General features: G+C 47.4%; 24 protein-coding genes and 1 pseudogene. 8 read left to right on the top strand and 17 right to left on the bottom strand.

Features of this window, described 5'->3' with window-relative positions:
* Positions 1–89: 89 nt before the first annotated feature.
* The 5 genes from L6439_RS03625 to L6439_RS03605 all read right to left on the bottom strand — a co-directional run bounded on the left by L6439_RS03625 (position 90) and on the right by L6439_RS03605 (position 2,508).
* On the bottom strand, positions 90–584 hold the full coding sequence (locus L6439_RS03625; RefSeq protein ID WP_168179595.1) for a DUF4362 domain-containing protein: 495 nt from the start codon (positions 582–584) through the stop codon (positions 90–92).
* A 45-nt stretch (positions 585–629) separates the two neighbouring features.
* On the bottom strand, positions 630–854 hold the full coding sequence (locus tag L6439_RS03620) for a hypothetical protein (RefSeq protein ID WP_168179596.1): 225 nt from the start codon (positions 852–854) through the stop codon (positions 630–632).
* Positions 855–950: 96 nt separating this feature from the next.
* Positions 951–1,175 (bottom strand): SurA N-terminal domain-containing protein, encoded by a 225-nt coding sequence (locus tag L6439_RS03615; RefSeq protein WP_213470452.1) that lies wholly within the window; start codon positions 1,173–1,175, stop codon positions 951–953.
* A gap of 69 nt (positions 1,176–1,244) precedes the next feature.
* A complete protein-coding gene (locus tag L6439_RS03610) occupies positions 1,245–2,093 on the bottom strand; it encodes a M12 family metallo-peptidase (protein WP_213470450.1) in 849 nt (282 codons plus the stop codon).
* A complete protein-coding gene (locus tag L6439_RS03605) occupies positions 2,077–2,508 on the bottom strand; it encodes a BlaI/MecI/CopY family transcriptional regulator (RefSeq protein WP_213470448.1) in 432 nt (143 codons plus the stop codon). The genes L6439_RS03610 and L6439_RS03605 overlap by 17 nt, the downstream gene beginning before the upstream one ends.
* A gap of 183 nt (positions 2,509–2,691) precedes the next feature.
* Between L6439_RS03605 and L6439_RS03600 the strand changes: the two genes are divergently transcribed.
* The 5 genes from L6439_RS03600 (at position 2,692) to L6439_RS03580 (ending at position 9,164) form a co-directional block, all read left to right on the top strand.
* Positions 2,692–3,714 (top strand): ABC transporter substrate-binding protein, encoded by a 1,023-nt coding sequence (locus L6439_RS03600; RefSeq protein ID WP_168179600.1) that lies wholly within the window; start codon positions 2,692–2,694, stop codon positions 3,712–3,714.
* A gap of 26 nt (positions 3,715–3,740) precedes the next feature.
* Complete coding sequence (locus L6439_RS03595; RefSeq protein ID WP_168179601.1) at positions 3,741–4,847, top strand: ABC transporter ATP-binding protein; 1,107 nt, start codon at positions 3,741–3,743, stop codon at positions 4,845–4,847.
* Positions 4,844–6,499 carry an ABC transporter permease gene (locus L6439_RS03590; protein WP_168179602.1) on the top strand — a complete coding sequence of 552 codons (1,656 nt, stop codon included), beginning with the start codon at positions 4,844–4,846 and terminating at the stop codon, positions 6,497–6,499. Before L6439_RS03595 ends, L6439_RS03590 begins: the two co-directional genes overlap by 4 nt.
* Before the next feature lie 183 nt (positions 6,500–6,682).
* The gene (locus L6439_RS03585) at positions 6,683–8,383 is read left to right on the top strand and encodes a sensor histidine kinase (protein WP_168179603.1); all 1,701 of its coding nucleotides are present in this window, start codon (positions 6,683–6,685) and stop codon (positions 8,381–8,383) included.
* A complete protein-coding gene (locus L6439_RS03580; RefSeq protein ID WP_168179604.1) occupies positions 8,376–9,164 on the top strand; it encodes a response regulator transcription factor in 789 nt (262 codons plus the stop codon). Before L6439_RS03585 ends, L6439_RS03580 begins: the two co-directional genes overlap by 8 nt.
* 341 nt (positions 9,165–9,505) lie before the next feature.
* On the opposite strand, the gene L6439_RS03575 is transcribed toward L6439_RS03580, so the two are convergent.
* From L6439_RS03575 to L6439_RS03560, 4 genes and pseudogenes are all read right to left on the bottom strand, one after another.
* Positions 9,506–10,675, bottom strand: a complete 1,170-nt coding sequence (locus L6439_RS03575) for a copper amine oxidase N-terminal domain-containing protein (RefSeq protein WP_237096732.1) — start codon at positions 10,673–10,675, stop codon at positions 9,506–9,508.
* Between the two features lie 341 nt (positions 10,676–11,016).
* Positions 11,017–11,620, bottom strand: a pseudogene (locus L6439_RS03570) (MBL fold metallo-hydrolase).
* A gap of 162 nt (positions 11,621–11,782) precedes the next feature.
* On the bottom strand, positions 11,783–12,070 hold the full coding sequence (locus L6439_RS03565; RefSeq protein WP_213470445.1) for a hypothetical protein: 288 nt from the start codon (positions 12,068–12,070) through the stop codon (positions 11,783–11,785).
* Positions 12,067–12,465 carry a histidine phosphatase family protein gene (locus tag L6439_RS03560; RefSeq protein ID WP_213470443.1) on the bottom strand — a complete coding sequence of 133 codons (399 nt, stop codon included), beginning with the start codon at positions 12,463–12,465 and terminating at the stop codon, positions 12,067–12,069. The genes L6439_RS03565 and L6439_RS03560 overlap by 4 nt, the downstream gene beginning before the upstream one ends.
* A 313-nt stretch (positions 12,466–12,778) precedes the next feature.
* Between L6439_RS03560 and L6439_RS03555 the strand changes: the two genes are divergently transcribed.
* Complete coding sequence (locus L6439_RS03555) at positions 12,779–14,311, top strand: flavocytochrome c (protein ID WP_213470441.1); 1,533 nt, start codon at positions 12,779–12,781, stop codon at positions 14,309–14,311.
* Positions 14,312–14,450: 139 nt separating this feature from the next.
* Here the strand turns inward: L6439_RS03555 and L6439_RS03550 are convergent, their stop codons facing one another.
* The 4 genes from L6439_RS03550 to L6439_RS03535 all read right to left on the bottom strand — a co-directional run bounded on the left by L6439_RS03550 (position 14,451) and on the right by L6439_RS03535 (position 18,615).
* On the bottom strand, positions 14,451–15,665 hold the full coding sequence (locus tag L6439_RS03550) for a NupC/NupG family nucleoside CNT transporter (protein ID WP_213470439.1): 1,215 nt from the start codon (positions 15,663–15,665) through the stop codon (positions 14,451–14,453).
* Between the two features lie 118 nt (positions 15,666–15,783).
* Complete coding sequence (locus L6439_RS03545) at positions 15,784–16,740, bottom strand: nucleoside hydrolase (protein WP_213470437.1); 957 nt, start codon at positions 16,738–16,740, stop codon at positions 15,784–15,786.
* Positions 16,740–17,690 carry a nucleoside hydrolase gene (locus L6439_RS03540; protein WP_213470434.1) on the bottom strand — a complete coding sequence of 317 codons (951 nt, stop codon included), beginning with the start codon at positions 17,688–17,690 and terminating at the stop codon, positions 16,740–16,742. The genes L6439_RS03545 and L6439_RS03540 overlap by 1 nt, the downstream gene beginning before the upstream one ends.
* A gap of 634 nt (positions 17,691–18,324) precedes the next feature.
* Positions 18,325–18,615: a hypothetical protein gene (locus tag L6439_RS03535; RefSeq protein WP_213470432.1), complete on the bottom strand. Its 291-nt coding sequence runs from the start codon at positions 18,613–18,615 to the stop codon at positions 18,325–18,327.
* Between the two features lie 520 nt (positions 18,616–19,135).
* Between L6439_RS03535 and L6439_RS03530 the strand changes: the two genes are divergently transcribed.
* Positions 19,136–19,729: a hypothetical protein gene (locus L6439_RS03530; RefSeq protein WP_213470430.1), complete on the top strand. Its 594-nt coding sequence runs from the start codon at positions 19,136–19,138 to the stop codon at positions 19,727–19,729.
* Positions 19,730–19,856: 127 nt separating this feature from the next.
* Here L6439_RS03530 and L6439_RS03525 read toward each other — a convergent pair whose 3' ends face one another.
* On the bottom strand, positions 19,857–20,081 hold the full coding sequence (locus tag L6439_RS03525; protein ID WP_213470428.1) for a helix-turn-helix domain-containing protein: 225 nt from the start codon (positions 20,079–20,081) through the stop codon (positions 19,857–19,859).
* The gene (locus L6439_RS03520) at positions 20,033–20,287 is read right to left on the bottom strand and encodes a sigma factor-like helix-turn-helix DNA-binding protein (RefSeq protein ID WP_213470541.1); all 255 of its coding nucleotides are present in this window, start codon (positions 20,285–20,287) and stop codon (positions 20,033–20,035) included. Before L6439_RS03520 ends, L6439_RS03525 begins: the two co-directional genes overlap by 49 nt.
* 227 nt (positions 20,288–20,514) lie before the next feature.
* Here L6439_RS03520 and L6439_RS03515 point away from each other — a divergent pair, with 227 nt between their 5' ends.
* Positions 20,515–20,694: a hypothetical protein gene (locus L6439_RS03515; RefSeq protein ID WP_213470426.1), complete on the top strand. Its 180-nt coding sequence runs from the start codon at positions 20,515–20,517 to the stop codon at positions 20,692–20,694.
* A 355-nt stretch (positions 20,695–21,049) separates the two neighbouring features.
* Here L6439_RS03515 and L6439_RS03510 read toward each other — a convergent pair whose 3' ends face one another.
* Together L6439_RS03510 and L6439_RS03505 are read right to left on the bottom strand one after the other, a co-directional pair.
* Complete coding sequence (locus tag L6439_RS03510) at positions 21,050–22,231, bottom strand: macrolide family glycosyltransferase (protein ID WP_213470424.1); 1,182 nt, start codon at positions 22,229–22,231, stop codon at positions 21,050–21,052.
* Entirely contained in the window at positions 22,228–22,668 is a 441-nt protein-coding gene (locus L6439_RS03505; RefSeq protein ID WP_213470422.1) for a helix-turn-helix transcriptional regulator, read from the bottom strand. The genes L6439_RS03510 and L6439_RS03505 overlap by 4 nt, the downstream gene beginning before the upstream one ends.
* Between the last annotated feature and the right edge of the window lie 54 nt (positions 22,669–22,722).

Here is a 22,722-nt window from a genome sequence, read left to right as displayed (position 1 = left end):
CCCTAATTAGCTTGTCTGGATGAGAAGCAAGCACATCCCGCTTCCTTCTATTCTCAGTATGTTGGAAAATGCCGGCGATGTAAAGGGAATTATGGGCGGCGCTGAAGGCCGGGAGGAATTTGGAGAATGAGCTTTTTCTTGCTCTCATCATCTTTCCGGCTCACCCGGTATTCAATGAAAGTACCGTTATAGTGCGCACTGAGCCGTTCCTCAACCGATATCCGATCATATGCTTCTTGTGCCCCGTTCACGGTGACTTGAATCGCATTTCCATCGAATGCCAGCTTCGTTTGAATGACTCCGCCTTCTTTGGTGCTCGCCAGAACCTTTATTTCGTCCTTTACTTTATGCTTCACGTTCACCACAAACTGATCCAACCGTTGCAGGTTGCGGATTTCTCTATGGCTCCAGAAAATCTCATCCTCGTGAGCTTCCGAACCGCTCGACGCTTGTGTTGTCCCGCCAACGGTGTTATGACGTGAAGCGATGCCCGTCTGACCTGGCAGATCATGATTCGATGGCGAATCGGAGCATCCGTTGAGAATGACGATGCCTGTCATGAGAGCGCCCCATAAGTTCCCCATTCACATCCCCCTGTCATCGTAAAAATACCCCGCATTAAACGGGGATCACCGATATACATATTCAATATTCGCATTTTCAACTAGGGAATGAACCCAGTTGTCGAAATGCTCTTTCCCTTTCTTCTGGACATAGCTATGAGTAAACTGACTGACTAAAGCGCGATTTTCCTCTTTATCATACTCGCTTTTTTCTTGAATTAATCCTTCGGCTACCATTTCCGCTTTAACAAGTTCAACATCAATGGGATTATCCTTTACATAATCAGACATGATTTTGTCTCTCGCCCCTTGATACAGCATTCGCAGCTTTAATGCCTCTCTATAATTGCCGATATCCCCCTATTGCTTGATGGCCAGATCGTAGAATCAGTTTTGATTCATGTTTTGTAATGCTTCCATTCGATGATCCAACTCTTCTTCATCCACCGCAATCCCCAGCCTCCCGGCTTCTTGGAGCACAAGCACCTCTTCGATCGCGCTTCTTACGACGTCTTCTTCGGAGACCTTGACGAATTCCCCTTTATTCTCATAGCGCTCTAACACACTTTCCATTTCCTCATGGGAAATGATCTCGCCATTCACCTGAATCATCACACCCCCTTATGATAAGAACTTCCTTCCCAATTCTATGAATTGAGAAGGAAGAATCGTTACCGACTCCTATTCATACTCGTTCCTGGCAGCATACCAATCGGCATGATGCCCTTTGCAGAACCGATCGATAAACCCAAAGCCAACGGCCGTCATCACGCAAGTTTTCCCGACATAATTCGAGCCGCTCTCTTCTTCATCGTGGCGCAGACCATACATATGCCCCGCTTCATGCTGGGTCGTCTCCGCATTTGTACTATACCCGTTGTCAAAAATAGTAGAATAAGGATTGCCAAGCGTTGCGATCCCCGCAATATTGGAATTATCGCTAGGTTTGAGGCCCGAGAACGCAATCATGATATCGGCCTTTTGATTGCCGTTGTAAGTCGAACCGTGTTTGTTCCGCGCATCGTTCAATAATCCGGAACTGGTGGTTGAAGACGATTGCCATAGAGGTTGGGCCACGGACAAGAAGTTGATGCCGAATTGCTCCTTCAAGGCCGTGCCGGCACGGGCAACCACTCGATTTGCTTCATAGGCATAGTTTTGGTACGTAGAGCGCCATTTCTGATCGAGAGGAGAGGTGACATTGACGGTAATGTTCGCCATTCTGAAAGCCGGTCTATCATATTCAAAAATGGCCTCCCCGACATAAGGCGCAGCCTGTCCAGGTATCTTCTGACCCGCCCATTTTCTCGATAAATACCACTGGGTTGCCATCCGCCGCATGATGCGGGAAATGTGTATACAATGACGAGATCGAACAAAATGGCGAAGATAACGATACCCTGCAAGTTGAAATCCCTGAGTTGATGAGTCAGGAACAATCCCATCTGCATCGTTACGCTCAACCCGAAAAAAACCATCAGAGCGTAAACGAGCCGCATTTTTACGACGGAGCTCATTGTTTTTTCCCACTTTTCATTTGGCTTAATTTCTGTTCCAGTCTGGCAATCACCTCTGGATCCACCTCATCCAGCGCATCGATCATATGCGTTACGACCAAGCTGCCGTATTCCTGAACGAGTCCTTGCGACACGACTTTCATTTGTTCCGCCAGAAACTGTTCTTTCGATTGCAGGGGTCTGAATTTTGCCGCGCGTGCCCTTCCCGTCCCCACGGTCTCTTTCGTTAGATGGCCTTTGTCCACTAACCGATTCATCACGGTCATCACGGCATTGATGGTAATGGAGGTATCTTGCGTCAAGATTGACTGTACTTCCCTAATGCTCAAGGGACCCGATGACCATAGAATATCCATGATTTTGGATTCGAGCGGGCCGAAAAAACGGTTCAAGCCTTGCCCGTCCAGGTTCATTTTTTTGATCTGCATCAGACTCACATCCTAACACTACACATTGTAGTATGGTTCATAAGCGAGTTCAATTCTTTTCCGTCATCCCTAAATCACTTGCGGATTTTAGACAATGTTTTCGGATCGTGGGATTTTGTAAGCGGTGTCAAGATTGCTACAATGAACTTGCAACTAAATGATTTTCGTTCGGGGGGAATAAATATGAAAAGGTTTTCTATGTTGCTGTTAGCTTGCATCCTGGTTGTCGGGGCGCTCAGCGGTTGCGGAAATAGCGAGTCGGATGCCGGATCGTCCAATAAGCTCGTCGTCTACAGTCCGAATAGCGAAGAAATCATCAAGACCATCATTCCGATGTTCGAGAAGAAAACGGGGATTACGGTTGAGCTTGTAACGGCGGGAACAGGCGAAATCATTAAGCGCTTGCAATCGGAAAAGCAAAATCCGTACGCGGACGTGATGTTCGGCGGCTCCATGGCGGGTTATCGCGAAAATGCCGACCTCTACGAACCATACGTCTCACCGGAAGACCAATACTTGATTGAAGGCCACCGCAATACGACGGGCTTCGCCACGCCTTACATTTCAGACGGAAGCGTGCTGCTCGTAAATAAGAACCTGATTGGAGATATCAAAATCGAAGGCTATGCAGATTTGCTGAATCCGAAGCTGAAAGGGAAAATCGCTTCTGCCGACCCGGCAAGCTCCAGCTCCGCCTTCGCCCAGCTCACCAATATGCTGAAAGCGATGGGCGGCGATTATGAAAGTCAGGAAGGCTGGGACTATGTTGCCAAATTGATCATGAACCTGGACGGCAAAATTGCAAGCGGTTCCGGGGCCGTTCATAAGAGCGTGGCCGACGGTGAATACGTAGTCGGCTTGACTTATGAAGATCCGGCCAGCACCTATGTCCGCAATGGCGCGCCCGTAGAGGTCGTGTATCCAAAGGAAGGCGCCGTATTCCTGGATGCGGCCTCCGCTATTATTAAAGACGCCCCGCACATGGAGAATGCCAAGAAGTTCATTGATTTCATTCTGTCCAAAGAAGCCCAGGACGCATTCGGCACGCAGCTCACGAACCGTCCGCTGCGTATGGATACGCAGCTTGGAGACTACATGACGCCGCTATCCGACATCCACATGATCGATGAAGATACGGACTATGTAAGTGAGCACAAATCCGAAATCATCGAGCAATATATCAATCTGTTCACAAGCATCAAGTAAATAATACGAGAATTTAGGTGACAACAATGAGCGTGACAATAACAATCAAAGACCTGGTGAAAAAATACGGCGATACCACCGTCATTCCTGAGTTGTCCCTGGAGATTAAGAAGGGTGAATTTTTCACCCTTCTTGGTCCTTCGGGGTGCGGCAAGACGACACTGCTGCGCATGATTGCCGGCTTCAACAGCATTGAAGGCGGAACGATTAACTTTAACGAGCGTGTCATTAATCAGGTCGAACCGGGGAAGCGGAATATCGGAATGGTCTTCCAGAACTATGCCATCTTCCCTCACCTCACCGTCAAAGGCAATATCGCCTTCGGGCTGGAGAATCGAAAATTATCCAAGGCGGAGATCAGCTCCAAAGTGGATGAAATCTTGAAGGTCGTTCAAATCGAACAATACAAGGACCGCATGCCGAAGAACCTGTCCGGCGGCCAGCAGCAGCGCGTTGCGCTAGCCAGAGCGATTGTGATCCGGCCGGATGTGCTGCTGATGGATGAGCCGCTGTCCAATCTGGATGCGAAGCTGCGGATCGATATGCGGAACGCGATCAAAGACATTCAACGGGAAGTCGGGATTACCACCGTCTACGTCACGCATGATCAGGAAGAAGCGATGGCCGTATCCGATCGCATTGCGGTGATGAAATCAGGCGTCATTCAGCATCTGGGCACGCCTCAAGAAATCTATCAACGTCCCGCGAACGTCTTCGTTGCTACCTTTATCGGCCGCACGAACATTATCGAGGGCAGCTTGTCGCGCGAAGCAGGCAGCTATCGCCTGCAGATCGGTTCCACCTATTCCGAAGAGCTCGCCAACATTCAAGTGCCAGCCTCGAATCAGCAAGCCAAGCTGAACGTCAAAATTTCAGTTCGGCCCGAGGAATTCATCATGACCGAGGATCAGACCGGCCTGAAGGCGACCATTGTGCATAGCGTCTTTTTGGGACAGAACACGCATTACTTCGCCGACCTGGAATCCGGTCAGCGCGTGGAGATTACGCAGGAATCGAAAACGGCCCACATCCTGGAGCCTGGCCAAACCATTCATCTGAAAGTGAAGACGGATAAAATCAATGTGTACGACGCTGCGGGGGAATTGAATTATACAAGGGGCGGTCAGCTATGAAAGGGACGCACAAACGATTTGACGTCTGGACTAACATTTCGTTCCTGATCTTTCTATTCTACATTCTTTTTCTTGCCCTGCCTTTATTTACAATGCTGTTCAAGAGCGTGTATAACGGCACGACAGGCGAGTTTTCCTTCGCTTATTTTGTGAAGTTTTTCAGCAAGCCTTACTATTTAAATGCGCTATTCAACAGTATCAAAGTAACCGTCTGTGTAACCGCCTTGGCGGCTCTCATTGCCACACCGCTGGCCTATATCATGGCTACCGTCAAGATTAAAGGGAATTCAACGATACGGATATTAATTCTGATCTCGTCGATGTCGGCCCCATTCATTGGAGCTTACTCCTGGATCCTGCTGCTAGGGAGAAACGGCGTCATTACCCGCTTCGTCAGCAACACCTTTGGGATTACGATGCCTGACATATATGGATTTACGGGGATTCTCGTCGTACTGACCTTGCAAATGGTGCCTCTCATCTTCATGTATGTATCGGGGGCGCTGAAAAATGTCGACCAATCGCTGATGGAAGCGGCCGAGAGCATGGGCTACAAAGGGTTGAGCAAAATGCGCAAGGTGCTGCTTCCGCTCATTACGCCAACCTTGCTTGCAGGCGGTCTGCTCGTATTCATGCGCGCGCTCGCCGATTTTGGTACCCCGATGCTGATTGGGGAAGGATACAAGACCGTGCCCGTCCTGATCTTTAATGAATTCATCAGCGAGGTCGGCGGGGATGACGGCTTTGCAGCCGCAATCAGCGTCATTGTCGTCTTGTTCGCAACGGCGATCTTCCTGCTCCAAAAATACGTCTCTCATCGCAACTCGTTCACGATGAGCGCGCTGCATCCGATTGAAGCCAAGAAGAAAAAAGGAATCGGCAATATTGCGGCGCATGCCGTCATCTATCTGTATACGTTGATTGCGCTGCTGCCGCAGCTGTATGTTATCTATACTTCGTTCCAGAAGTCGAATGGCCGAATCTTCGTAGACGGATACTCGCTGCAAAGCTATCGGGATGCCTTCAATAATATCGGCAGCGTCATTACGAACACGTTCTTCCTGGCCATCGTAGCGCTGGTCGTCATTATCCTCCTGGCGATTCTCATCGCTTATGTAACCGTTCGCCGGAAAAACGCGTTGACGAACACGCTTGATATTTTCACGATGTTCCCTTATATCGTGCCCGGCTCGATTCTAGGGATTGCCTTGTTGATTACCTTCAACAATAAGCCGCTTGTATTAAGCGGAACGGCGCTTATCATGATCATCTCGTTCGTCATTCGGCGTCTGCCTTATACGATTCGATCAAGCGCGGCCATTCTGCATCAGATTAGCGACGGGATTGAGGAAGCCGCGATCAGCTTGGGAGCCTCCAAGATGAAAACGTTCTTCAAGATTACCCTGCCGATGATGCTGGCAGGCGTCGTGTCCGGAGCGATTCTAAGCTGGATTACGATAATTACCGAATTAAGCACCTCTATCATTTTGTATACAGGCAAGACGAAGACCGTTACGGTGGCTATCTATACCGAGGTTATACGCGGGAACTATGGCGTGGCCGCCGCGCTGTCCACGATCCTTACCGTCATCACGGTCGTCTCGCTGCTTGTCTTCCTGAGGCTCTCGGGACAAAAAGAACTCTCGCTCTAAGAGGCCGCTGTTGATCGCGAAGGGATACCGGAAGAAACCCGGCATCGAAGCTAAATATGTTTTTACACATCCAAGTCGGTACCTGCATGAAGGGCCGGCTTGGTTGTATTTGGATGATCAGCCGTCAACGGCGATTCCTTATAATAAGAAGTGAAGGGCTTATCATAGGTGGAGGGCGACGACATGGAACAGAAAAAGATTCGCAACTTCAAGGAGTCAACCCGTCACTTATTCCGACTCTATACGATTATTCCGTTTTCCATTTTAATCGTCTTGTTTTTCATTTTCACCATCATTAACGGAAGAATGAACTTGACGCAAAAAACAACGGAGGCCGCCCAATCCATCAGTCACTCCATGGCAGAAGTATTTGAACGGTACTACGAAGAAATCAACCGGATGGCCGCTTCGCCTGAGGTAATGAACTATTTGACCACGCATTTGGGCAGTGAACATGTATATTCCGAATTTTATGAGTTCAATAACCATCAGAAGGTCAAGAGCATCTTCCACATCGTCGATACGGACGGCATCTTCCGTGCTAGCACCGAGTCGCCGGATGCGTTGTATGCCAGCTTTGCCTTCAGCAATCTCATTAACCGGATTGCTCAGAGACCGGACGGCACATTGACCGAGATGAACAGCTTTCGTTACTCGCATGATCGCGATACAAGCTATACGTTCGGCAAAGCGATTGTCAAAGACCGGCAAACAATAGGCTATGTCGTCTATCAACTGTATGAATCCGACATGCAGAAGCTTATTTTTGAACAAAATAATGAGATTGCGATGATTACCGACGAACATAACACGATCATTGCCACGACCAGCAATGTAACCAAAGGCGTCCTGAACAAATTCAGCCCCAAGCTCGACAATCAAGGGCATGTTCTGTTGAACGGCGGCAAGTACTATATGTATTCCAAACGGATACCGGACACGCCCATCCAAGTGATCGCGCTCAACTCCTACAAATCGGAGCAGTACACCTACTATACGGTGTCTATCTTTGTCCTTGCCTCCAGCCTGCTGTTATGGGTTATCATTCATTTTCTGTCGAACAAAATGTCTGCCCGCAATTCCGAGTCGATCGAGAAATTAATTCTTGCATTGGCCCAGCTCCGCGAAGGAAATTTCAATGGCTATGTCGACATCCAGACGAATGACGAGTTCGAAATTCTCGGCGGCGAGTATAATGCGATGCTTGATCGGTTGAAGGATTTGATGGAGAAAAATAAAGAGCTGTCCGAGCTCCGCACCATTATTGAAGTGAAGCAGCTGCAATCCCAATTCCATCCGCATTTTATATTCAACGTGCTGGAGACATTGCGTTATGCGATTAAGATTGACGCCAAACAAGCGCAGGAAATCGTCATGCTGCTGTCCAGACTGCTCCGCTACAGCATCGGGCCTGATCGCAGCGTCCAGTTGAAGGACGATATGAATTATGTGCGGGATTATTTGAAGCTTCAGCACATTCGGTTCAATGAACGGCTGGAGTACCGGATCTCCATAGCGGAGGAAACCCATGATGTCTACGTCCCCAAGCTTGTGCTGCAGCCCATTATTGAAAACGCTATCAAATATGGCTATCGAAACCAAAGCAAAGTGCTTATTGACATTCGGATCTACCCTTCTGGCGGAAGGCTGATGCTGGAGGTCTGCGACAACGGTCCGGGCATGGATGAAGAGACGCTGCAGAAGGTAAACCAGCTCTTGGAAAGCCAAAATAACACGACGCAGCATATCGGGCTGTACAATGTTCATCGCCGTCTGGTGCTTCTCTATGGCCAGGAGTCCGGCATCCATATCGACAGCACGCAAGGAAAAGGCACCTGTGTGACACTGACAATTCCTTACGATTGGAGTGGAAATGATGTTTAAAGTTCTGCTGGTTGAAGACGAAGATATGATTCGCAGGGGCGTGCGCTTCAGCATAGACTGGCTGGAATACGATTGTATCGTGATAGAGGAAGCGCTTGACGGACAGGACGGTTATGAGAAAATCTGCGAGCTGGAGCCCGATATCGTCATTACGGATATCAATATGCCGATTATGGACGGCATCGCCATGATTCGGGAAGGGCTTAAGAAGCATACCTTTAGCAGCATTATCATTTCGGGCTATAATGAATTCCATCTCGCCAAGCAAGCCTTACAATTAGGCGTAACCGAGTTCCTCGTGAAGCCATTGGAGGACGACCAATTGATTGCGGCGCTGGAATCTGCCAAGACAAAAGTCGATCTCCTGCGCAAGTACGAAATCATCTCCAAGCATCCGCAAGCATCCGAAGAGGTTCTGCAGAGCAAATTTCTGGAGAAGGAGACAAAGACCTCAAAATACGTGTCCCAAATGATCGCCTATGTGCAGGAGAATTACGCGAAAAAAATCAGCATCCATGACCTCGTGGAGCAGCTTGACTTAAGCGCCTATTACTTGAATCAGAAGTTCAAGGCGGAGACGAGCTATACATTCAATGAGTTTCTTAACCGCTACCGCATCCACAAGTCGATGGAGTTATTGAAGTCCGGCGACAACAAAGTGTATGCGATCGCGCAGGATATCGGATTTAGCGACTACAAGTACTTTATAAGCATTTTCAAAAAATACGCCCACGTTACGCCAAGCCAGTATCAAGAATATTTCAGAGATAAGAACGCGTAACATCGTAGCTCGTACAGAGAACACCTCTTCCTGCCAGGCGGCTGTTGCTTGACGCTTCCGCTCTAGGTAGTGGAGAGGTGTTTTTCTCTCACTCTATATGTTATTTACTTATATTCTTTCTTAGTCATTCATCCCTTCTGTGTGGCTATATCGTACATTGGAATGAGCCGCTTCGAACTCAGCTTCTCTTAATTTGGGAAGATCATATTGTCTTGCTGTAAATTTTCATACTGCTCGATGCTCATTACAACCATATCGCCATCGGAAACAGGTCTAATATGCGGCATAAATCCCCCTCCTCCACATCAAAATTTTACCATTCAACTAACATATGATTCATCTTATTCATATTTCATGGCGGCCCAGCTCTTGTATTCATGAATCGCAAAGCCGGCATAGCTCGAATGCCGAGTCAGCTTTTGATGAGCGGCTTGCAGCTCTTTTTCCATCGCTTCGATGCCCTTGGCATAGAAAGATGTCCGATCGCTCTCCACATTTTTAGCGGTCTCCACGGCAACGATGACTTGCTTGTTCAGCGTCGAGGCCTCTCTCATTATCGCGTTGCCGTTTTCCACAATCCCATTCCTGCCTAAGGCAAAATTGCGGTAATCCATAATCACCAGGCAATCGAACTTCTCCAATAACCAGGCGCTGAAGCTGTATTCCGTGCCGGGAACCTTTACGGTATTCAGCCAAAAAGGAACATCCAGCGTAATTTTTAAGCCGCTTCCTTTAGTTTCCTGCTCAATCAGCCTCATATTGTCCATCCAGCTTGCCAGCATCGCCTTATTGCCGGTCTTCCATTCGGGCAGCAGATAAGGTTCAATATCAAAGTGCAGACCGGCAAACCTCTCTTCGGGTGTAACGGAGGCATTATAGTTTTGGACCCATGCAATAAATTTTTTTATCTGGTCCTGCTTCGACTTGGATGCCCAATCGGGGCGGCCCGCCAGGGCTTCCACGTTTATCCGCTTCTCTGTGGCGCTGCGAATAAAATCTTGATATATCGCCGGAGCGATATCGGGATCGATCTGAAGGTATACGGAGGTTACGTTATTGTCGCTGGCAAAGCCGATTATCTTATCCGGGTCCCTCTCGATAAGGCGGCTATCCCAAATCCACGTGCCCCTGGGAACGTTATGTACAGAAGTAGTGATAAGGACCTGATTGTGCTCCGGCTTCCAAGCTACATCGGCATGAAATACTTCGCTGATGAAGCGAAGCGGAACCATCGTGCGGCCATGGCGGACCGCCGCCGGCCCGTCAAAGGTTACCGTCTTGCCATTCACTTGCGCGTGATTCTCGCCCACCTTCAACGTAATGGTGTCATGGTTATGCGTAAAAACGATTTGCTTCAATGACTCGTTCCGCTTTACGTTTGCGCCCAGCTTTTCGGATACGAATTTGGCGGGAACCATCGTGCGGTTGGATGTTCGATCCACATACGGAGGTTCGTCCGGGAACGCCACCTCACGCCCGTCCACGGTGACTCGGATGGGGGAAGCACTCACATGGGGGAGACAGAGTCCTAAACCTAAAGCAACAGCGACCATGCCAAAAAACAATTTTCTGGTACAACTCATAGGATACTACCTCAGTTTCTCCGATCGGTTCGGATTTTTTCTCTGCAAGCTTGGATGGATGCCGCACAAAGGGATTATATAATATGCAACATTTGTAAGAACATCCGACCTATGAACCAAGTTGCGCAAATTTTGTAAAGTAGCAGGATGTCCGTACTGTAGTCATCTTTCCAACCCTAGGCCCCCGCTTAGTCAATTCGTTATTCACCTACGTACAATGACACAAGTGAACTCCTTTTCACTATATACCGTGTGGGGGAGGTGCCTTCTTACTCGTAGTACCCTTCCGTTGATTTGCGGAGCTCCTTGAATTGATTGGCATCGTGTCCGAACCACACTTGGGATTTCGTTCGGGCGGCAAGAGCGCGGATCCTTTCGACCGTATTCCGGTACCCGATCGAATCATACATAATGCCCGGAGGCCTGACCGGCGGGCCGTAGCTCTCCGCCGTATAGATGGTATCGGAAGCGAGGATGATCCCGCCCGATTCCGGCATTTCGATATGCAAGCCCAGCATGCCCCAAGCATGGCCGCTTCCGAAGTTCAGCAGGGTGATGCCTTCGGCCAGCTCCACCCCATCCTCGGTGCGAACATTCCTCACTTGCCGCCCAAGGGAACGCGAGCTGCATCATTTCGGGCCACCGCCCTTCCTTGCCCATCCCGTTCGGATTGCAGGCCGTATCGAACAAAATCTTGCCTTCCGGATGATCGCTCAATACGGTATAGACCGGAAACTCCACGAACTCCGTGGCCGCATTCGGATTTAGAATCGTAGCCGGATTATGCATGCCGATCAACCAGTTTTTGTCCATGCTCATGCGGCCGTTATCCATCACATACAGCTTAGGACGGGCTTTCATCACATTCGTCATGTTCCTTTCCTCCCATGTAATGTACGACTTAGGGTACACCTTTGATTCTATGATCAGCGATGGAGACTTATAAACTAAACTTGAGACATGACAAAAAAAGCATAATAACGTCCCTTCGCCTTCAGGACATCATTATGCTTGGGCATTCTCCGATCCGCATCTTTAATAAAATAATCTTGGCACCAATAATTGGATTCTGTTCGTTGGCAGCATAATAGCCGCGCAGCCTCCATCTCCGAAGCCGGGCGAACTCCGCAAAACTGCTTGATTCTCCATATACGCCGATTCGGTAAGCGAAATCCTGCGTAAATACAGCATTTCGATATGGGCGGCTTTACCAGAAAGGGAATCCTGCAAAATTACAGGATTTTCATCCGTTTCGCCTTGGCTTGAAGCAAAAGGGCCTAAAATGATGTAGATTTGCAGCAATTCCTCGGGATGTGGACTCATTGAGCCAAAAATCCTGTAAAATAGCAGCAATTTCCTCCACAGGTCACGCTGCTGGCACGCTTCATCGCCGTATTGCTCGATTCCCCGCCCTCATAACATAAATCTAAATCATCGTAGGTCTTCCGAAGCATGTCACGCCAATCGGGATGATTGCTGCCTGACAGCACCCTCTCCGTCAATCTGTCATCCAGAGCGATGGCCATGCCATGTTGATCGGCGAAGGGCGCTATGGTGCGATAGGCTCTCTCATAAGGACTAGAAATGATATGTTCGATAGGTTTGTCCGCCAAAAATTCCGCAAGCTTGTGCGCTTGCCGCACACCGGCTGCGGTTAACGGCGCGTCCGGAGCTTGCCCTTCCGCTAGGGAATGCCGCACAATGTATACATTTTTCATGACCAATATCCTCCTGATAAGACAATGTGGGAGTTCAGGCCTTGGCAGCTTCCGGCTCGGGAAATCCATGTTGAATGGCAGGCGTGTGGCCCCGCCAATTCTTTGCAAATGATTATGATAACATAGAGTTCCTGAACTTGGAAGCTATGAGGTGTCATGAAATGTTCTTGATCATCTTGCGCGCCTCATCCTAGAAACCCGATGCACGGTCACAAGAAATTCAAAACATTGTGAAAAAAATCACTATTAATGAGGGCGACATTATATTAAAATGAAGTGTACCTAACATCATAGAAAAACGGGGGTTGTTAACTTGAAGAAGAAAGCAGCAGCAATGTTGATTCTCGTTCTCTCTTTCATGCTCGTGATCGCGGGATGCGGCAGCGGCGGGAACCAGAATCAAAACGAGAGCCAGGGCAATGAAAAACCGGCGGAATCCCAAGAATCGGAAGCCGTGTCGGGTGCTTCTCAAACCAACTATACACCTATCGATCAATTAAAAGATAAATATGATATCATCATTGTCGGTGCAGGCGGCGCCGGAATGTCTGCCGCGCTTGAAGCCAAAGAAAAAGGCATGAACCCGGTTATTTTCGAAAAAATGCCGATTGCCGGCGGCAATACGATGAAATCCTCCTCCGGTATGAATGCTTCCCAGACCAAGTTCCAAAAAGAGCAAGGCATTGAGGACAACAATGACCTCTTTTACGAAGAGACGTTAAAAGGCGGCCATGGCACGAACGACAAAGAGATGCTTCGGTTCTTCGTCGATAATTCCGCAAGCGCCATCGAATGGCTTGATTCGATCGGAATTCGTCTGAACAATATCACGATTACGGGCGGCATGAACGAGAAGCGCACGCACCGCCCGGAAGACGGCTCGGCGGTAGGTCAATACCTCGTCAACGGTCTGGTGAGAAATGTTCAAGAGAAAGAAATTCCTCTGTTCGTAAATGCGAATGTAACGGAAATTACGGAGAAGGACGGCAAAGTAAACGGCGTGAAGGTCCTCTTCAACAATAACGATGAGAAGACGATTGCGGCGGATGCTGTCGTGGTGACCACCGGCGGTTATGGCGCTAACATGGATATGATTGGCGAGGTTCGCTCCGATCTGAAAGGTCTGGTGACGACAAACCAAGAAGGCAGCACCGGCGACGGCATCAAGATGATCGAAAAACTCGGCGGCGTCACGGTCGATATGGATCAAATCCAGGTTCACCCGACGGTGCAGCAAGAGAAATCCTATCTTATCGGGGAAGCGGTCCGAGGTGAAGGCGCAATCCTGGTTTCCAGCGAGGGCAAACGTTTCACAAACGAGCTGGACACGCGCGACAATGTCACGGCGGCCATCAACAAGCTGCCTGAAAAATCAGCTTATCTTGTATTTGATTCCGGCGTAAAATCCCGGGCGAAAGCCATTGAGCAGTACGACAAAATGGGCTTTGTCATTCAAGGCGATACCATTGAGGCGTTAGCCAAAGAAATTGGCGTTCCGGCAGATCAGTTAACTGCCACGCTGGATACATGGAACAGCGCCGTGAAGAACAAAGAGGATGCCGAATTCGGCAGAACGACAGCGATGGACCACGATCTGTCCAGCGGGCCATACTATGCCATCAAGATCGCCCCTGGGATTCACTACACCATGGGCGGCGTGAAAATCAATACAAACACTGAAGTGTTGAATAAAGACGGCCAGCCGATTCCTGGCTTGTTCGCAGCAGGCGAGCTAACAGGCGGCTTGCACGGTCAAAACCGCATCGGCGGCAACTCCGTGGCCGAGATCATCATCTTCGGCCGCCAAGCCGGCATTAAATCGGCTGAATTCGTACAAGCACAATAAACCGCCAATTTTCCGGCAGCACGCGACAAGCGCTTGTGCTCCTCAGAGTCCAAGCGCTTGTTTTTTTACACGCCAGCAAAAAGGCGACCGCTCCCCGGTGGAATGGAGGGAAGCGATCGCCGCTTGATTTATTGCCTTACTACACGAGCATCCCGGCAATCGCCGCGCTCATCAGGTTGGCCAATGTGGCGGCAATGACCGCACGGAAGCCCATCTCGGCCAGATCTTGTCTTCGGGAAGGCGCAATCCCGCCCAAGCCTCCAATGAGGAGTGCAATCGCCGCCAGATTGGCAAAGCCGCACAGCGCGAAGCTGATGATGACAACACTTTTTGGAGACAAATGAGCAATCTCAGGCGCAAACGAAGTGTACGCGACAAATTCGTTCAGGACGAACTTTTGACCGATGAAGGAACCTGCCTGCAGCGCTTCGCTCCATGGAACACCGATCAGGAAAGCAATCGGCGCGAACAAGTAGCCTAGAATTTGCTCCAACGTCAAGGCCTCGATTCCGAACACGCCGCCAACCCAGCCAATGATCATGTTCACCAAGAAAATGAGCGATATAAACGCGAGCAGCATGGCGCCTACGCCGGCAGCGATCTTGAGCCCGTCCGAAGCTCCGCGAGCCGCGGCATCGATGACATTTCGGGACTCTGTATCCTTCACCATCTCGACGCGTTCCGCTCTGAGATGATGATCGGTTTCCGGCATAATAATTTTGGCCAGCAGCAAGCCGCCCGGCGCTCCCATGAAGGCCGCTGCAAGCAAATATTCAATCGGAACGCCAAGCATCGCGTATCCGCCCAGGACGGAACCGGAGACACACGCCAGTCCGCCGACCATAATCGCGAACAGCTCCGACTTGGTCATTTTCTCAATATAAGGCTTAACTACAAGCGGCGCTTCGGTCGGACCGAGGAAAATATTCGCAGCCGCTGACATCGATTCCGTTTCACTCGTTTTAAGCACCTTCGCCAGAAATCCGCCAATGATTTTCGTAGCCCACTGCATAATGCCGAGATAGTACAGAACCGCGATCAAGGAACAGAAGAAGATGATAATCGGCAATACCTGCAAGGCGAACGTAAAGCCCGCCTTTTCCGCACCCAATATCCCGCCGAACAAGAACTGAATGCCCGCATTCGTGGAATCGATGATGCTCTGCACGCCCGCAGCCAAGTAGTTCAGCATCTTCTTGCCGAATTCCCACTTCAACACGATCAATGCAAAAATAAATTGAATCGCAAACGCGCCAATCACCGTTCTCGGATTAATCGCCTTGCGATTTTTCGAAAACGCAAATGCTATCAAAAAAATGCCCAAGATTCCTAGAAGTCCCCAAATGTATTGCATATACCTGTCCTTTCTTCATCGTGTCAATGACCAAGAATGTAAAGCGAAAGGGGCAAACGGCCGCGCTTCAGATTCGTGCTGCCTTCTATGCCAAAGCGGCCGTTTGCAGTGATTAGCATTAGTTAATAGACTTCAATACATCCAACAGCATGTTTTTAAAAGCTTCCCGATCAATCGCTTCGCAGACGCGGACATTGCGCGTGCGTTCCAGACGATTGTTAATATCGACAAGGCTGTAGCCTCTAGTCAGCTCGCCGACGGTTTCGACATCGACGTGATAGAGATTGGACTTCGTCATGATCTTCTCGTCTGCCGCTACGGCTGCGAGCAGCGTATCCGGATGCGTCGTGCCGTTCAGTCTGTGAACCGTTTTATTAAATCTCATAACGACCTTGTTGACATCTTTGAAAAATTTCGCGCCCTTCGTTCCGAGCGCTTCAATCTCTTCATGGTCGTTATCGTCCATGATGGAATATTGCGTGCACATTTCCCAACCGACCATCGTGATCGGAATGCCCGAATGAAGCACGATTTTGGCCGCTTCCGGATCGACGTAGAAATTGTACTCCGCACTCGGCGTAATATTTCCGAGCGCATTGTTCGTTCCGCCCATAATATAGAGATGCGGAATTTTCGGAACAATGGTCGGATCCTTCTTGATCGCCATCGCAATATTCGTTAACGGCGCAATCGCAAGAAGATGGATTTTGCCTGGATTGTTATGAACCGCTTCGATAAGGAAGTCGACGGCATGCCCTTTTTCGGGAGACTGGATCGCTTTTTCAAAAAACGAATCCCCCATCCCATCCTTGCCATGCACGTCCTCGACCGTACGATGCTCCGTCTGGCCGATACCCATGATCGGGCCTTCATGCCCTTTGTACACAGGAACTTGGCCGCTTTTTCCCGCGACTTGCACGGTGTAGAGCGCATTTTCCACCTGCTGATCGAACTGGACGTTGCCCCCGGTAATCATAATGCCTTCGACTTGAAAATAGTGAAGCGCGGTTAAAATGGCAATCGTATCGTCGCCGGCTGTGTCGGTATCAATAATGACTCGCTTTTTCTCGGACATTACAAATCCCTCTCCGTTGCTTTTTTCGCCAATTCCGTAATGTAATCAAAGAATGCGTCGCGATCCACGTCATAGACGACATGTACCGGGCGTCCGTCCGCCGTTTCCACGGTACGGCCTTGGCTTGCGCCCTCCGTAATCACAATGCTGTTAATCGTCTGCACCTTCACCAGATCGCTCTTGCCAACGAACGCAGTCGTTAATACATCCCACAGATAGTATGTCGAGTTCGTCGAGAAATGAACGAGAGGCGGCACCATCGCGTAGCATTGGCCCAGGAAATCCACGCCGATATGCTTCCGTTCCGCAGCCCAGCGCTCACGAACATCGAGCGTAAGCGGCACTTGATTCGTGCTTTCCAGTGCCACCAGATCAATCTCGATCCCGCTGTCCCATACGCGCGCGGCCGCATCCGGATCCCAGAATACGTTCCATTCTGCCGTTCCGTCATGCTCAGGCTCGTGCACATTGCCTGCTTCACGGAAGGTGCCGCCCATCCATATCAGGCGCTCGACCTTTTCTTCGATCGTCGGATCGATATCTAATGCGCGGGCAAGGTCGGTCAGCGGGCCCGTAAACAGCAGGGTCGTCTTGCCTTCCGTAGCGCGCAGCGTGTCTATAATATGAAGATGTGCCGGCTTGTCCGCTGCAGGAGTCACCACTTTACCGGATTCGTTAAGAAGCGGCAGGGCGTCCACATAGAACGCATGCATGCGCCAGTCCTTCGGGAACGGATTCTTCCCGCGGGAATTCGAGGCGGCTACATCCAAACCTCCGCTGCCGAACCGATCGATGATTTTACGGCTGGCAAACATCGCCGGTTCCAAGTAACAATCCGCCGGAATGACCGACACGCCCGTCAGCTTCACGTTGTCCATGTGCAGTAACAAAAATAACGAAATTAAATCATCCACGCCGCCATCATGGTTAAAATAAATGTTCTTCTTCATCTTATCTCCATTCCCATCCCCATACATCAACACGTCATTTGCAGGAAATGTAAGTTTTGTATCAATGTATAAGACGTTGTAAAACCGAACAAAAATATTAGATCAACATTTATTATTCGGATTCCAATTAAAAATAATACTAAAATTTCTCTGAAAAATATATACTTCATGAAAAAATATTAGAATCCAAAAAGTGGGGGGCGGCGAGCGAATAGATGCAAAATGTGCCGGATGGCTGATGTGCTCATCCTGCTCCGGCTTTCGAGATAAAAGGAAAAAGCCCTCTCTGGGAGGAGAGGGCGGGCCGGGATTGGCTTCACAGTTGTTAGTTTCGTTCCAGGCCAAGAGTAAGCGACAGTCATGTGTGGCTCATATCCATCTGCTGCACCTCAGCCCCATTCTTTTTAGAATTGAATAAAGTTTTAGGGCAGAAAGTTTTAAGAAAATTATGGCCAAATATCTATCCACTCACTAGGCCATCTTTGCATTCCATATTTTGTGTCGAAATATACGGCCGTAAGCTGTGCATTATCGGTCACTTTATGACGGACAATATTCCGTGTGAAATCTTCTTGATCCTCTATACGAATAGAAGTTGAGCTTCCTCCATCGAGATGAATGGCCATTGTACAGCCTAAGCCGGACATAATGGTACGTCCATACCCTTACCGGTTTTTCCGTGTTCGAGAACATCTACGGCAATAGCCAGAACTATATTCTTTGTTTCTGAATTGTAGCCCATCATTGTACGTGGCCGTTTGTCTGAAACACCACCTACACCCTCCGCCTCATCAGCAATCAATTTATCGTATGCTGCTTTCGTCAATGTTTGATCGAGATGCATACTAATGCCACCAATTGCCCACTTTAGGTTACTGAGTTGTCCAGTCAAGTCTTTGGCAAGAACTGTGCGCTTTACATTCACTGTACCACCTGTGGTTCGATACATAGTCCCCCTATTTCGATTAATGGTACTAGTTCCATTTTTCAAGCAGTTATTTGGATAATCGCGATGTGTACGAACAGCCTGCCCATTTTGAATTGCAATCCCCTACAATTTGGCTCCCACTATAAAAGGTTCCGTTTACACCTTGCAAGCTAGAATTATAGAGACTAGAGCTGCCCAGTGAACCCACTTTCAGATCATCCACATGCCAAGTAATTGCGTATATCTCTGTCGATGTACCATTGACAGTTCTTTTGAAATGCTGCCACCATAAAAATCACTCCTTATTTTTGTTAGCTGATCAGCGCAGAGAAGTTGGCCAATTTTGCTTCTCATATATAAGGGAGTTTTGCGGCAGCAACTACAACCTTAGATTATAAATTTTTGAAATGATTCTTTTATGGTTTAATTTTCCCTCATTGGTATATAACTATTTATGTAATTTTAGAGAAACAAATACACAGTATCTTTCGTCTATTATGGTAAAGAAAGGTGCTCTATGAAAAAAATATGCGTTATCCTTGTATCATTGAGTATTCTTTTGAGTGCATGCATAAAGGAAGAAGCCAAGGAAAGAGAAACTGTGCCTTCAACTGGGCCAACAGAAGGAACAGCTACTCCTACACCAGCAGATATACCCAACGTAACCGCAACTCCACCGCCATCCCTTTCTGATTTGGAAAGAGCACAAGCTGAATTGGATGAAAAACGTAAGCGAAAAGGCGAAATAAAAATGGATAATATGGTAAATATAGGCGTAAAGGGAGACTTATTAGAAGGGGTCATGGCTTTGCTGGAAGCTGTAAAGAATCAAGACAAAGAAGGAAAATTAAAACTCCATTATGATTCTAACTGGATTACCTTCGACGATATAATAGAACCCTATATTCTCGAGTTCACCAAAATACAGCTAGACAATACGGAACTCAATGGTATGATTGATGAACATAATCTCCTCAGTTTTTCCAGTGACGCAGCTATTGTAAAAATTACAATAAAGACTTTAAATACAAACCTAGAGGAATCTTTATCAACCGGAAATTACATTTTTGTAAAAGTGGATGGTACATGGAAAGTATTCCGCTCATTTTAAACTATAAAATGAATGGTTTTGAAATGTATTTTGCTCCCAATAAGTTAACAAAAGGCGTGCCCTTTAATTCTGCCAATTGGAATTAAAGGAGCATGCCTTTTGTTTATTCTGTGATTTACCACACCTTCTATTTAGAGAATTCATCCTCTACTATCGCCTCTAGTAATTCGAGGACGATATATGATACTACATCTTCGGTCGGTAATTTAATATAGGTGCTGATCTTCAAGATGTCTTCTTTGAAAATTTCAATTATTTGCAGCATCGCCTCAGTATCTTTTTGCTTCGCTGCCTGTAAGAGGGTTAGAAATTCACGCTCTGAGATAGTTGCTGAAGCATTTTTCGTTTCCATTTATTCACCGCCTGTTGGCTCATTTTAAGTTGCTTCGCCACCTCGGCTTCTGTCATATTCAGAATGTAAAGTTTATAAAGGACCCTTCTTCCCTGTAGCGGCAAAGAATGAAGAAGCTGCTGTACCAATATGCGAGTCTCAAGTTCATTGGAAAAACAAGTATTTTCTCGACTTTTTTCAAAAAGGGCACATTCACTCGTGCGCATTTTTTTGACATGGTACTGCAATCGCCAACCACTCCGGTACACTTTATTCCTATAGCGTTCAATAATAGATACTTGCTTATCCACACTGCCCCCCCTTTTTGTTTTCCTATGACTCTAATATATAGGGAGTTTATAAGCTTTAAATTACAACCATTTAACATATTTGGTTGTGAATTAGCAATTACTTTTTCCCTACTTATAAAAAGAGCTGAAGGGAGGGAGGAGGGATGGAAGTAACCGATGTGATTTCACTTGTGACAAATGTAGGATTCCCGGTCACACTCTGTTTCATTCTAATTCGCTATGTTCTGCAAACTATAGGTGATAAGCTGGAGAGATTGGATAATTCATTGCTTCAGCTAGTCAGAGCTATCCAATCCATGCAGGACAGAGAAAGAAAAAAATAAAACGATTTGACTAGAGGGATAACTGTCTTATAGATTGATCCCTCATTGTAAAAAGCTGTTACGTTACGTAATATTATTTAGGGAATAAGATGGTGCCTTGTTTGGTGGGAAGAAATTGTGGTTTTGATGTCGCAAATGGATGTGACTTGTAGTTTGAGCGTAATCCTGGTTGAAAATTGTGGTTGCACCCGTCTGTTGCGGACCATCGCCTCCCTTTTCAGGATTTCGCTTCCCTCTACAGATCTCGTATGTCCGGGGAGAAAACCCTAATAGATGTAAAATGATAAACAATGACCTATCATCAAATTGATGCTTCATAAAAAAACCTCACCGTGTGGTGAGGTTTCGTTTACCATTAAGTTTTCTCCCGAATTTTAGATATAATCACATTGGCTGCTTCTACTGCACCGCCAGCACTCTGAAAAGTTTCTGACAGTTTCTGCGCATTTTCCTGATATGTCCGGTTAGCCAGCACCTCAGATACCGCTGCTGCCAAATATTTGGGCTTCTTTCCTTGCAATTTTAATCCTGCGCCCAGTTCAGCAACCCGCTCAGCCACTAATCTTTGTTCGCTATGTTGCGGAAATAAAACCATGGGAACTCCAAAATACAGGCTTTCATTCGCACTATTCATGCCGCAATGGGTAATAAATACATCTGCTGTCTGTAATACCGATATCTGATCCACGAAGTTTTTCACCGTGAAATTTCCGGGTATGCTGCCAAGAGAAGAAATCTCCGTTTTTTCACCAACTGACATCACAACATCATAGTCCGTATCTGCAAATGCCTGGATAAGGTTTTGGTAAAAATCTTGATTTTGATTAAGTATAGTCCCAAGAGAAACGTAGATTATTTTTCTATCTTTTTTGTTATTTAGTACCGGCGGAGACTGCCTGATGGATGGTCCGACAAAAGCATATCGCTCGGAAAAGGTACTTGCCATCGGCTGGAATTCTTTCGCGGTATAGACAATGGTGTCCGTTTCATTATTATTTTGAATAATCGAGACAAAATTCTCTACTTCATACCCACGATCCTTTAACAACTGAATTTTTTTGTTAATTCGGGGCAAACCCACGATCATTCTCCATAATTCTATGAAACCCCGCTTCATCAGTTTCGCTGTATGCTGATTAAAAGCAAAGGTAGTCGTCGAACAAATATATGGAATTCCTAGTTTTTTTGCAAATAATTTTCCCCAAAAGCATAAAGAGTCGGATACAATACAATCCGGCTGAATTTCCCGTAATTCCTTACATACCTTTTCATCCAAAGCAATGGTCGTATCGGCGACCATTTCAATCAATGCTGCAAAATCTTTACCAACCTTACGATTCAATTCTTTTTGGGATAGCTGGGGCAAAAATGCATCACAAGCAATAAATGCAGCGCCAGCACCTTCTATTTTCCCCTGAAATTCTAGAAAGGAATAATACCAAACTTGATGTCCTCTATTGACTAACTCGGTTACCACCGGAATGGTCGGATTGGTATGACCATGTGCGGGTATCGAAAAAAATACAATTTTGCTCATTCTGATTCATCTACCTCCCGCTCAGCTTTTTGAATCATCTCCACAAATTCCATGAATTCATTACTTTTTAAGAGAGCAATTCCTTTTGTCGCATCTTCTCCCAAGACAATCAGCTTATCACCAGCTTGAATCTGATACATTTCGCGTGCCTGTTTGGGAATCACAATCTGTCCCCGCTCTCCTACCTTCACAACACCAAAGAACTGCTTCCCCTTGGGACCGAGCCGATTCGCCTCTTCTTCACTCATATTACGGGATAATTGATCCAGGGTTATTTGAAAAATATCAGCGAGTATCTTGCATTTAAAAATATCGGGCAAGGCATCCCCGTTTTCCCACTTTGCTACGGTCTGTCGTGATACGTTTACCTTCTCAGCTAATTGTTCCTGACTCATTTTATGCTTTTTACGCAAAACACGAATATTCATACCAATCATATTTTTCATCTCCCTATACGTTTAAATATATAGAAGCTCCAAGTGTGAAATCTA

Origin of the sequence: Paenibacillus dendritiformis (genome assembly GCF_021654795.1) — a bacterium.
Classification (GTDB): Bacteria; Bacillota; Bacilli; order Paenibacillales; family Paenibacillaceae; genus Paenibacillus_B.
Note: the sequence above shows the minus strand (reverse complement) of the source record. Positions and strands in the feature narration are given on the sequence as shown.

Coding starts and splice junctions, on each gene's coding strand:
- L6439_RS03625 (WP_168179595.1), bottom strand. CDS start 584: ATGGGGAACTTATGGGGCGCTCTCATGACAGGCATCGTCATTCTCAAC.
- L6439_RS03620 (WP_168179596.1), bottom strand. CDS start 854: ATGTCTGATTATGTAAAGGATAATCCCATTGATGTTGAACTTGTTAAA.
- L6439_RS03615 (WP_213470452.1), bottom strand. CDS start 1,175: ATGATTCAGGTGAATGGCGAGATCATTTCCCATGAGGAAATGGAAAGT.
- L6439_RS03605 (WP_213470448.1), bottom strand. CDS start 2,508: ATGCAGATCAAAAAAATGAACCTGGACGGGCAAGGCTTGAACCGTTTT.
- L6439_RS03600 (WP_168179600.1), top strand. CDS start 2,692: ATGAAAAGGTTTTCTATGTTGCTGTTAGCTTGCATCCTGGTTGTCGGG.
- L6439_RS03595 (WP_168179601.1), top strand. CDS start 3,741: ATGAGCGTGACAATAACAATCAAAGACCTGGTGAAAAAATACGGCGAT.
- L6439_RS03590 (WP_168179602.1), top strand. CDS start 4,844: ATGAAAGGGACGCACAAACGATTTGACGTCTGGACTAACATTTCGTTC.
- L6439_RS03585 (WP_168179603.1), top strand. CDS start 6,683: ATGGAACAGAAAAAGATTCGCAACTTCAAGGAGTCAACCCGTCACTTA.
- L6439_RS03580 (WP_168179604.1), top strand. CDS start 8,376: ATGTTTAAAGTTCTGCTGGTTGAAGACGAAGATATGATTCGCAGGGGC.
- L6439_RS03565 (WP_213470445.1), bottom strand. CDS start 12,070: ATGAGTCCACATCCCGAGGAATTGCTGCAAATCTACATCATTTTAGGC.
- L6439_RS03560 (WP_213470443.1), bottom strand. CDS start 12,465: ATGAAAAATGTATACATTGTGCGGCATTCCCTAGCGGAAGGGCAAGCT.
- L6439_RS03550 (WP_213470439.1), bottom strand. CDS start 15,665: ATGCAATACATTTGGGGACTTCTAGGAATCTTGGGCATTTTTTTGATA.
- L6439_RS03545 (WP_213470437.1), bottom strand. CDS start 16,740: ATGTCCGAGAAAAAGCGAGTCATTATTGATACCGACACAGCCGGCGAC.
- L6439_RS03540 (WP_213470434.1), bottom strand. CDS start 17,690: ATGAAGAAGAACATTTATTTTAACCATGATGGCGGCGTGGATGATTTA.
- L6439_RS03530 (WP_213470430.1), top strand. CDS start 19,136: ATGAAAAAAATATGCGTTATCCTTGTATCATTGAGTATTCTTTTGAGT.
- L6439_RS03525 (WP_213470428.1), bottom strand. CDS start 20,081: ATGGAAACGAAAAATGCTTCAGCAACTATCTCAGAGCGTGAATTTCTA.
- L6439_RS03520 (WP_213470541.1), bottom strand. CDS start 20,287: ATGCGCACGAGTGAATGTGCCCTTTTTGAAAAAAGTCGAGAAAATACT.
- L6439_RS03515 (WP_213470426.1), top strand. CDS start 20,515: ATGGAAGTAACCGATGTGATTTCACTTGTGACAAATGTAGGATTCCCG.
- L6439_RS03510 (WP_213470424.1), bottom strand. CDS start 22,231: ATGAGCAAAATTGTATTTTTTTCGATACCCGCACATGGTCATACCAAT.
- L6439_RS03505 (WP_213470422.1), bottom strand. CDS start 22,668: ATGATTGGTATGAATATTCGTGTTTTGCGTAAAAAGCATAAAATGAGT.